General features: G+C 56.1%; 6 protein-coding genes and 5 pseudogenes. 7 read left to right on the top strand and 4 right to left on the bottom strand.

The annotated features are described in order from the left end of the window. Positions 1-859: 859 nt before the first annotated feature. A pseudogene (locus AC0KUR_RS37345) lies at positions 860-2,058 on the top strand (IS3 family transposase). A 52-nt stretch (positions 2,059-2,110) separates the two neighbouring features. On the opposite strand, the pseudogene AC0KUR_RS37340 reads toward AC0KUR_RS37345, so the two are convergent. Beyond that, positions 2,111-2,230: pseudogene (locus tag AC0KUR_RS37340) on the bottom strand (transposase); the annotation flags it as partial. Here AC0KUR_RS37340 and AC0KUR_RS37335 point away from each other — a divergent pair. After that, positions 2,193-2,399, top strand: a pseudogene (locus AC0KUR_RS37335) (transposase); the annotation flags it as partial. The pseudogenes AC0KUR_RS37340 and AC0KUR_RS37335 overlap by 38 nt on opposite strands. A 613-nt stretch (positions 2,400-3,012) precedes the next feature. Here AC0KUR_RS37335 and AC0KUR_RS37330 read toward each other — a convergent pair. Beyond that, positions 3,013-3,261 (bottom strand): hypothetical protein, encoded by a 249-nt coding sequence (locus AC0KUR_RS37330; protein WP_473377340.1) that lies wholly within the window; start codon positions 3,259-3,261, stop codon positions 3,013-3,015. A gap of 553 nt (positions 3,262-3,814) precedes the next feature. On the opposite strand from AC0KUR_RS37330, the gene AC0KUR_RS37325 reads away from it, so the two are divergent. Next, complete coding sequence (locus tag AC0KUR_RS37325) at positions 3,815-5,251, top strand: hypothetical protein (RefSeq protein WP_473377339.1); 1,437 nt, start codon at positions 3,815-3,817, stop codon at positions 5,249-5,251. Here the strand turns inward: AC0KUR_RS37325 and AC0KUR_RS37320 are convergent. Beyond that, positions 5,245-5,583: pseudogene (locus tag AC0KUR_RS37320) on the bottom strand (integrase core domain-containing protein); the annotation flags it as partial. The gene AC0KUR_RS37325 and the pseudogene AC0KUR_RS37320 overlap by 7 nt on opposite strands. 109 nt (positions 5,584-5,692) lie before the next feature. Then, positions 5,693-5,959 (bottom strand): annotated as a pseudogene (locus AC0KUR_RS37315) (ATP-binding protein); the annotation flags it as partial. A gap of 69 nt (positions 5,960-6,028) precedes the next feature. Here AC0KUR_RS37315 and tnpA point away from each other — a divergent pair. From tnpA to AC0KUR_RS37295, 4 genes are all read left to right on the top strand, one after another. After that, positions 6,029-6,436 (top strand): IS66-like element accessory protein TnpA, encoded by a 408-nt coding sequence (gene tnpA / locus AC0KUR_RS37310; RefSeq protein ID WP_473377338.1) that lies wholly within the window; start codon positions 6,029-6,031, stop codon positions 6,434-6,436. Further along, a complete protein-coding gene (gene tnpB, locus AC0KUR_RS37305) occupies positions 6,433-6,696 on the top strand; it encodes an IS66 family insertion sequence element accessory protein TnpB (RefSeq protein WP_473377337.1) in 264 nt (87 codons plus the stop codon). The genes tnpA and tnpB overlap by 4 nt, the downstream gene beginning before the upstream one ends. Before the next feature lie 107 nt (positions 6,697-6,803). After that, complete coding sequence (tnpC, locus tag AC0KUR_RS37300) at positions 6,804-8,366, top strand: IS66 family transposase (RefSeq protein ID WP_473377336.1); 1,563 nt, start codon at positions 6,804-6,806, stop codon at positions 8,364-8,366. A 40-nt stretch (positions 8,367-8,406) separates the two neighbouring features. Next, positions 8,407-9,018: a plasmid pRiA4b ORF-3 family protein gene (locus AC0KUR_RS37295; protein WP_473377335.1), complete on the top strand. Its 612-nt coding sequence runs from the start codon at positions 8,407-8,409 to the stop codon at positions 9,016-9,018. Positions 9,019-9,111 lie beyond the last annotated feature (93 nt).

Here is a 9,111-nt window from a genome sequence, read left to right as displayed (position 1 = left end):
ACGCCTGCAGTGCGTTCCACTGCAGATCCAGGTTTTGCTCATCGGTGGAAACCCGCGCATAGCCGATCCTCATGGGTTCCTGGGGACGATGTCGCAGTCACCGAGATCTTGCCTATCAACCGCTCCGATACGCGAATCGGAGCCCAGCTGAGTAGCCGCAGGTTGAGGCGTTCCAAGTCTGGGGCCACGAGCGACCATCACGCGGATAGCACCAAACACGGTAGCTAAAGGACTTACCGCCATAGCAAAAACGAAACCGTTTTTAGCGCCCCATTTCGTTGTTAGCCGCACTGGATCTGAGAACATATTGACGTCAACGCAACGGGAGGGGTCATCGTGGATAAGGGTAACCGAAGACAGAGCCGGACTGAGCGGACACAATCGCGTGTGACTAAGGTCGGTAGCACACTTCCATTCAATTCCGGCGACGCCGATAGCGCGAGCCTCCCCGACTCACGCGCACTACGCAAAGCATAGTATCCGCGATTACCATGCAGAATCATCTCAACAGCCTTTAGTGACGGCGACCAATAACCGAGACGATTTACACTTGCAACTTTCCTGCTTTTCCCTAACGTTGACGCTTATGTTGAAAAAGATGCGCCGAATTTTTGCGCGGCTTGCCAACAGTAGCAAAGCGCTCTTTTTACTTATCAGCTATTTTGAATCAAACACTTACTGCCACATCGCAACATAAACACAGCCAGTATCTTAACTCAGTACCTTCCGTCGAATAATCAACTATATTATCAACGCACTCCATGTGATTCTCGGCTGAGCGTTCCTCAGCTCGACCAATACCCGATTGACCCTGCCTCGATTCCACATACAGCAAGAAGTTTGATAACTTTTTGCCTGTATGGAGAAGAACATGGCAGAGAACGTGGTACCGAGACGGCAGTACACGAAGGAATTCAAGGTTGAGGCGGTGCGGCTCGCTGAGAGCGTCGGTCAGCATGAAGCCGCTCGCAGGCTGGGCGTGCCGGTGGCGACGCTGGGGAACTGGTGCAGTGATCAGCGCGATGGCAGTGCGCAGGCTGCAGCGGCGCCGGCGTCGAGTGCGCCGAGCTCAAGTCGTCGTCCGGTCAGCGACCCGGGGGCCGAGAACAGCCGTCTGCGTAAGGAACTGGCCAGCGCAAAGCTGGATATCGAAATTCTTCGAAAGGCGACGGCGTACTTCGCGAAGGGGTCGCGGTGAGGTAAGCCTGGATTGACGCACATCGCGACCAGTACAGCGTAAGTCGGCTTTGGCGGGTTCTGGGTGTGTCGCGCAGCGGCTATTGCCAGTGGCGCGGCAGGCAGCCAAGTCGGCGGGCACTGGCCAATGCCAAGTTGGACGCTGAGGTCGCCGCCATTCATCGTGCCAGCCGCGGCAGCTATGGCCGTCCTCGAATCGTGCGGCAGTTGCGTGCTCAGGGCCGGCCGGTGAGCGCCGAACGCGTGCGTCGCAGCCTGCAACGCCAGGGACTACGTCCGGTCTACAAGCGCCCGTATCGGGTGACGACGGATTCGACGCATCGCTTGCCGGTGGCGCCGAATCTGTTGGATCGGCGTTTCGACGGCTGGCGGCGCAATCAAGCCTGGGTAAGCGACATCACGTTCGTGAGGACCGGCGAGGGCTGGTTGTATCTGGCGGCGATCCTGGATCTGGCGAGCCGACGCATCGTCGGCTGGTCGATGTCCAAGCGGATCAACGCGGATCTGGTCTGCCAGGCGTTGCGCAGCGCGTGCTGGCAACGCAAGCCGCCACCGGGATTGCTGCCGCACTCCGATCGCGGCGCCCAATATGCCAGTCGCGCGTACCGGAAATTGACCGCCGCGTTCAAGATAAACGTTTCAATGAGCCGCCGTGCCAACGCCTGGGATAACGCCCCGATGGAAAGCTTCTTCAAGACGCTGAAGGTCGAAAGAATCTACCAGACTCACTACGAAACGCGTGCCCACGCCCGCCTGGATATCGTCGATTGGATCGAGGGCTATTACAATCGGCAACGTCTGCATACCTCGATCGACTTCCTCACCCCCGTCGACTACGAGGCTGGATTGATCGCCGCATAAGATGCTGTACGTGAAAACGAGGCAGGGTCACCCACACGCCGGCCGCCTGTCAGTCGCGTAGTCGTCGCCAACATGTCACGCTCGAGCCGCAACCCATCTCGGCAGGTAGATTGCACCAGTGCAGTCCGGTCTTGAGAACGAACAAGATGCCCGTCAGCGCGGCGCGATTCGAACTACATCGAACTCGAAACATCGTCGAGCGATTCTTCAATCGCATCAAATATTTTCGTCGTGTCTCCACTCGCTACGACAAGCTCGCGGCGAACTATCTAGCTATCGCTTCGCTTGCGTGTGCCTTTGGACCGCTGCTGAGAATGTCGGCAGAACCTAGCAAATATTAGTATGTAATATTATATTAATAATCCTGATGATGTTTGTTGAATTGCAGAACGAATATTCTCTAGTCGATAATAGCATCAAGTTTCGAGGCGGGTTTCTAAAAAGTATTAAGCCATCCACATGTGCGAACTACGACTTACAAAGGTAGTCGTATCGTTTTGCGCAGCAATCGTTTTTTCGATTCGTGGCAAAAATCTGAATCCCTTGCTTTGCAATTGCGCTGATGCATAAATTAAATGCGAAAACGAAGTCGCCGTCATGTTCATGAAGCGAGGTAACGCTAACGGACTGGGTCGTGCGAGGTCAGGCATCCGGTTGATCTCGCTCACGTGGATGTCCACCTCGGTCTCATGTGAATCGGTGCGACATGGCGAGAGAGTTAACTGTGGGCGCCTTCGGCCGATACATAACGTCCGTGCGGGCGATCGCCGGTGGTGGCGGCTGGTTTTCTTCGGTTCGCGCGGCTGTATCGAGCAATCGCATCGACTGCATCGTTGCGCTACGCCGCCCTCAGCGTGTACGTGGCCAGTGAACGGCATCGAAGAGATTACGCCGCACGCGGCAATGGTAAGTATTGTACGGTTCGGAGTCGCAGACCGCGCCGATGACATTGATCTATTCGACGTCCGGGATCTGGTCGAGCGACGTCAGGACGTAACCGTAGGCAACGTCCTGACGTGTCACCAGCGTTGCTCCAACCTGCTCAGTGTTTGTTCGGGGCGCCTGATGTGTGTTACGCCACGTACAATGCATCGAATAATTGTCTTGACGCACCTTCGATCCCCTTTTGCCAAAGACCGCCATGCCCGTACTGTCGACCATAAAATGGATTGGTTCGCCGTCGAGGAGGATCAGCATTTGCATCGCAAGTGTTTACGCGCGAAGTCGAAATGTCGCGTACTTCGGCACGGTCCAAAAGGCGAAGGCGTCAGCCTGCACCGACCTTGCGCGAAGCCTTATAGGGCGCGCAGCTGCAAGCGGCACCGTCTTCAGGCTAAGGTACATCGGAATACAAACGTATACAGCTGCGCACCAGCTCAACATTGGGTGTGCCAACAAAGGCGGGTTCTTCGATTCAGTTTGTGACGTTATTTTGGTTGACCAAGCGGGCGTCGTACCGGACGCGGTAGCGCGCCTTGGGCTTGCGCTTTTTGCTCGTGCCCCCACACATCTTTTCGCCGAAAAATCGAGAATATTCACATAAACCAGATTGTTAACAGGAACCCGATTCTGGCCACCGCGTGTAGACGTCAATGTGCGGGTCAACTTATGCAACAACGCTGATTCGCACTAACACCGCACAATGGATTGAGCATCCAAGCATTACTTGAGAAATCATTACCCATAAAATTCAATAAATTTCAAATTTCTGGCAAATTTGGTAACTATTCGCAAATAAACAATCAAGTTTCATTTCATGAACACAAAAACACAAAATCGTCGAGTTTTTTTAAAGAAAGCCGCCGCCTTATTGCAAGCGTTGCCCGTGTCAGATATATCGATTCCCGCGTTATTAACGGCGAATAATTTATCTTTTGCCCAAAGCTCGTCCGGAGCACTAGTATGGTCAATGATAGGTAGTGCGGCCACGGCAAATAATATGCCAAGCTCTATTTATAGTTTTTGCAAGCTTCCGTCTGGCGCATTTTTGCCAAATGGATCCACCCCAATTATTCAGTGTTGCGACATAACATATTTTCCATGTCACGACGCAGCTTTTAAATATCTTAAAATATTGGGATACGATTCAACGGGGGCCATTGTTACAAACACAACAATCCCATTTTCTGATGCAGTTAAATCGATTTCCCCTGCCCCATCGACAAATGGATCGCAGATGATTTTTACTGGATTCTCTGGCATCTCGACGGCTGTAAATTTTATCGACATCGGCTTGCCAGATAAATTTAATGTATCCGTGGACGATGTAAACTATATATCCAATTTATGTAATTTAGATCTTTCGATTGCCGAAGCGAAAGCACTGGTATCGGCATTGTCCGGTCTTTGCTGCGGATCTATCATGGTGGGGCCGTCTAGTATTTCGAAACGCTCGGCAGTAGGAATGACAACCGGTGGATTTATCGGCGGCGTAATTGGAATGATTTTTGGTGCCATGATGGGCGGTCCTCCTGGTGCTGCGGCAGGATTCGCTGTGGGAGCCGCTTCAGGCGCGAATGTTGGAGCAGCTCTCTCAAATCGGGAGTATTACGAAATACCTACAAGCACCGAGCTTAATAAAGCAATAATTAAGGTGAGAAATTTGCGCGGACCATTCGCCAAAAGTTCATTGATTGAGGATTTGATAACCTACAATTATCCTCAATACGGATCAACGCTAATTCCCTACGCAGGCGCCCTCGCGATGACGTCGAATGGGACTGCCTCAGTTTATTATCCATTGAAAGGTGCAATCAGTCCACCCGTAACAAACGTTGCGCCATACATAACAGCCAGCGGCCGAACTATATATAAATATATTTTTGTGATAGTGGAGTCCAAAGGATTCTACGAAATGAGAATCCACCCGGATGATTTTTATCCCGATGCAGTAACTGCCGCCGCTCGAATTAATCACTCTCAGCTTACGGAGGGATCACGAATATTTGCCTTATTCGGAACAACAGATCAGCAGGTATGGGGGGCTGGTCAATTATACATTGAAAATGGCACCATTATTGGAATTGACAGTCGATCGGGACATTACTTTAGGTCTTTTATCGGCCAAGATGCCGTTGTTATAAGTAATGCAATTAATTGCCTTAATTATCTTGGATACAACACCAATAATTTGGTCTGCTCAAATCAGGAGGATTGCGGAAATTGGCTTAGCATTATTCCCGATGCCTACTGAGTCGTCCCTGCAGAACTAAGCCTGAGCCTGTTGCCGCCAGTGCGGGCCGGATCAGCCTGATCGGTGCACTGGCGGGCGAATTCCGTCGGCGTCATTCGCTGCAGCACAGAGTGAGGACGCCCCTCGTTATAGTACTCGCGCCGGACTTCGATTTTGCGTCTCGCATCCTCAAGCGACAAGAACCAACGCGCGTTGAGGCATTCCTCGCGAAAGCGTCCGTTGAAGGATTCATTCTTCACGTTGGTGGTCGGCTTGCCTGGACGCGAGACGTCAATTTCCACGCCATTCTCGTACGCCCATTTGTTGAGCGCCTTCGAAACGAATTCGCTGCCATACTACATGCAGAATGTCTGCCATGTCAGTGATCGCCGTAAAGAAGCCGGGGTTGATCGGCGTAAAGAGGCCAGCAGAAACGGGGGTAAACCGCGGATTCGAACGGCTTCAAGGTTGCGGTTTTTTGCCGTTTTTCGCAACCCCATTTTCGGGTGAATCGGGCATCGGTTTGGGATCGCGCTGGCTCTTACCCTCGAACACGAGTCGGTAGGCACCGTGGCGTAACCGGTCGAGCGTCGCCGCGCCGAGGATGCGGTTGTCGGGGAACGCGGCACCCCATTCCTCCAGCGCGAGATTCGAAGTCAAGATCGTCGAAGCCCGCTCGTAGCGAGCGGCGACGAGATCGTGGAAGTCTTCGTCGTGAGGCACACGCAGCGTAAGCGTGTCCCCAGCACCGTCTCGACGATGTGAAAGGAAGTTGCCAGAGTAGTCCCCACCAAAGTAGTGGGGACCAAAGTGGCAACAGATACGCCGAAGAGAACTTCACGCAAAGGCATCCCTAACCACCCGATCGAATTTCGACGGCATCTGGCCAAGCTGGCCTGCGAGCCGGACGTATCGGTGGCGCGTCTGGCGATGGAGCATGGGGTGAATCCGAACCTGGTGTTCAGATGGCGTCGAGCATTGCGTGCCGGCGAATACGATCCGGTGGACTTGCTGCCCGTGACCGTGGAGGCACCGGCGCAAGAGATCGAGCAACCGGCCCCGGCGCCGGTCGCCAGTGCCGCTCCGGCGGGCGCCATCGAGATCAGCGTAGGCAACACCCGAGTGCGCATCGAAGGCTCGCCGCATGAAGCCACGCTGTTGCTGGTGCTCCGTATGTTGCGCGGCACGTCGGGACCGACAGCATGATCGGACTACCCAGCCACACGAAGATCTGGCTGGCCGCCGGCGTGACCGACATGCGCTCGGGCTTCAATAGCTTGGCCGCGAAGGTCCAGACCGTGCTGGAGCGAGACCCGTTCAGCGGCCACGTGTTCGTGTTCCGCGGCAAGCGTGGCGATCTGGTCAAAGTGTTGTGGTGGAGCGGCGACGGCATGTGTCTGCTGATGAAACGTCTGGAGCGCGGTCGGTTCGTGTGGCCACGTGCCGATGGTGCGTGGTGTGCCTGAGCCAGGCGCAACTGTCGATGCTGCTCGAAGGTATCGACTGGCGGCAGCCTGTACGCACGGCGGAGCCGACATCGGCAAACCTGCCGGCCGCCGCGTAGACTGCCGGCATGACCACGGCAAACGTCTATCCGGACGACATCGAAGCGCTCAAGGCCATGCTGCTTGAGCGCGATGCGCGCATTGGGCATCTGGAAGATGTTGTCGAATCGCACAAGGCGGCGAACGCTACTGCCAAGGCCGAGATCGAGCATCTGAAGCTGCTGATCGCGAAACTGCGCCGCATGCAGTTCGGCCGGAGCTCCGAGAAGCTCGACCGTCAGATCGAGCAGCTCGAGTTGCGACTGGAAGAGCTCGAGGCCGACGAAGGCGCTGCCCCCATCGAGATTCCGAAGACGCCGCGTATCGCACCGGAACAAGCGCCGCGCAAACCGCTCCCCGAGTATCTGCCACGCGAGATCCTGACGTACTGGCCGAAATCGGGCAAAACCTGCACGGCGTGCGGCGGTGCCATGAAGCAACTCGGCGAGGACATCTCCGAGCAGCTGGAATATGTACCGGCCAGCTTCCGCGTGATCCGCCATGTGCGCCCGAAACTGGCATGCACGTGCTGCGACCACATTACACAACCTGCTGCGCCGAGCCGCCCCATCGAGCGTGGCCTGGCTGGCCCGAGCTTGCTGGCCCATGTGCTGGTCTCGAAGTTCGCGGACCATCTGCCGCTGTACCGCCAGTCGGCGATCTATGCGCGCGAGGGTGTCGATCTGGATCGCTCGTTGCTGGCGAAATGGGTGGGTCATGGCGCGAGCCTGATGCAACCGCTGGTCGACGCCTTACGCCGGCACGTCATGGCAGCCACCAAACTGCATGCCGACGATACGCCAGTGCCTGTGCTCGCGCCAGGCAATGGCAAGACGAAAACCGGACGGCTGTGGGTCTACGTGCGCGACGATCGGAACTCGGGCGACATGACGCCGCCGGCCGTCTGGTTCGCCTATACGGCCGACCGCAAGGGCGTCCATCCGCAGCAGCATCTCGAATCGTTCAACGGCACGCTGCAGGCGGATGCCTACGGCGGATATCAGGCGATTTACGAAACCGGGCGGGTAGCCGAAGCAGCTTGCTGGGCACATGCTCGGCGACAGTTCTACGAACTGCACGCCGCACGCCCGAATGCCTTGAACACCGAGGCGCTGGAGCGTATCGGCGCGTTGTACAAGATCGAGGAAGCGTTCCGGGGCAAGCCGCTCGATGAGCGACAGGCGTACCGGCAAACACATAGCAGGCCCTTGCTCGATCAGCTCCATGCGTGGCTGAGTGCCACGCTGGAAACGCTCTCGCGCAAATCCGACACGAGTCGGGCGATTCTCTATGCGCTGAACCGGTGGGAAGCGCTCACACGCTACTGTGACGACGGGCGTCTGGAAATCGATAACCTGCCAGTTGAGCGCGCGTTGCGCGGAGTGGCGATCGGGCGCCGGAACTACCTGTTCGCCGGTGCGGACTCAGGTGGCGAGCGTGCGGCGGCGATCTACAGTCTGATCGGTACGGCCAAGCTCAACGGCATCGATCCTGAGGCGTATCTGCGCACCGTGCTCACGCGCATTGCAGGCCATCCGATCAACCGGGTCGAAGACCTGCTGCCCTGGAACATGACCACCCTGGCATCGTAAGGCGATAATGCCGCTGGCTTCCCGTTCGCCCGGAGATCAGATGGCGAAATCGTTCCAGCGCTTTACCCTGCACGTGCAGCTTCAACACATCGAGCCGCCCATCTGGCGCAGGATCGAGGTTGAAGGAACGGAGTCGCTGCGCAAACTGCACCATATCCTGCAAGCGGCCTTCGGTTGGGAGGACACCCACCTGCACGACTTCCTGATCGATGGTATGACCTATGCCATATTCGAGGTCGATGACGTCCTGGACTTCGCTGATCCGGGCACGACCGCCGATGACCGCAAGGTTCGACTGCAGAAGGTCCTGCAACCTGGCTCGCGCTTCCTCTATCGGTATGACTTCGGAGACGGTTGGGATCACGCCATCGTCGTTGAGAAAACGGAAACCATTGAGAGCGAGCCGTGGGGCGCGGCCCAGGTCATTGATGGTGCGCGCGCGTGCCCGCCAGAGGATGTGGGCGGCCCGCATGGTTACGAAGCGTTCCTGAACGCGCTATGCAACGATCCAAATAGCGAAGAAGCTGACCGTTACCGAAACTGGGTCGGCCCCGGCTTCGACGCCGAACTGTTCGATTTGCGTGCTGCCAATGCCACGCTGCTACGCATGGTGTCAGCGTCGGATAGATACGCCCCACTTTCGTCGAAGTAATTTTCCCCAGTTTTTTATACGACGGCGCCGCAGTAGCGGCGCCGTCCTGTCGATCGCTGACCATATTGCCCTTGAGATCCGTCGTGGGGGTGT

The sequence above is a fragment of the Burkholderia sp. YHN3-13 genome (assembly GCF_055810675.1).
This window is presented reverse-complemented; position numbering and strand designations above follow the sequence as displayed.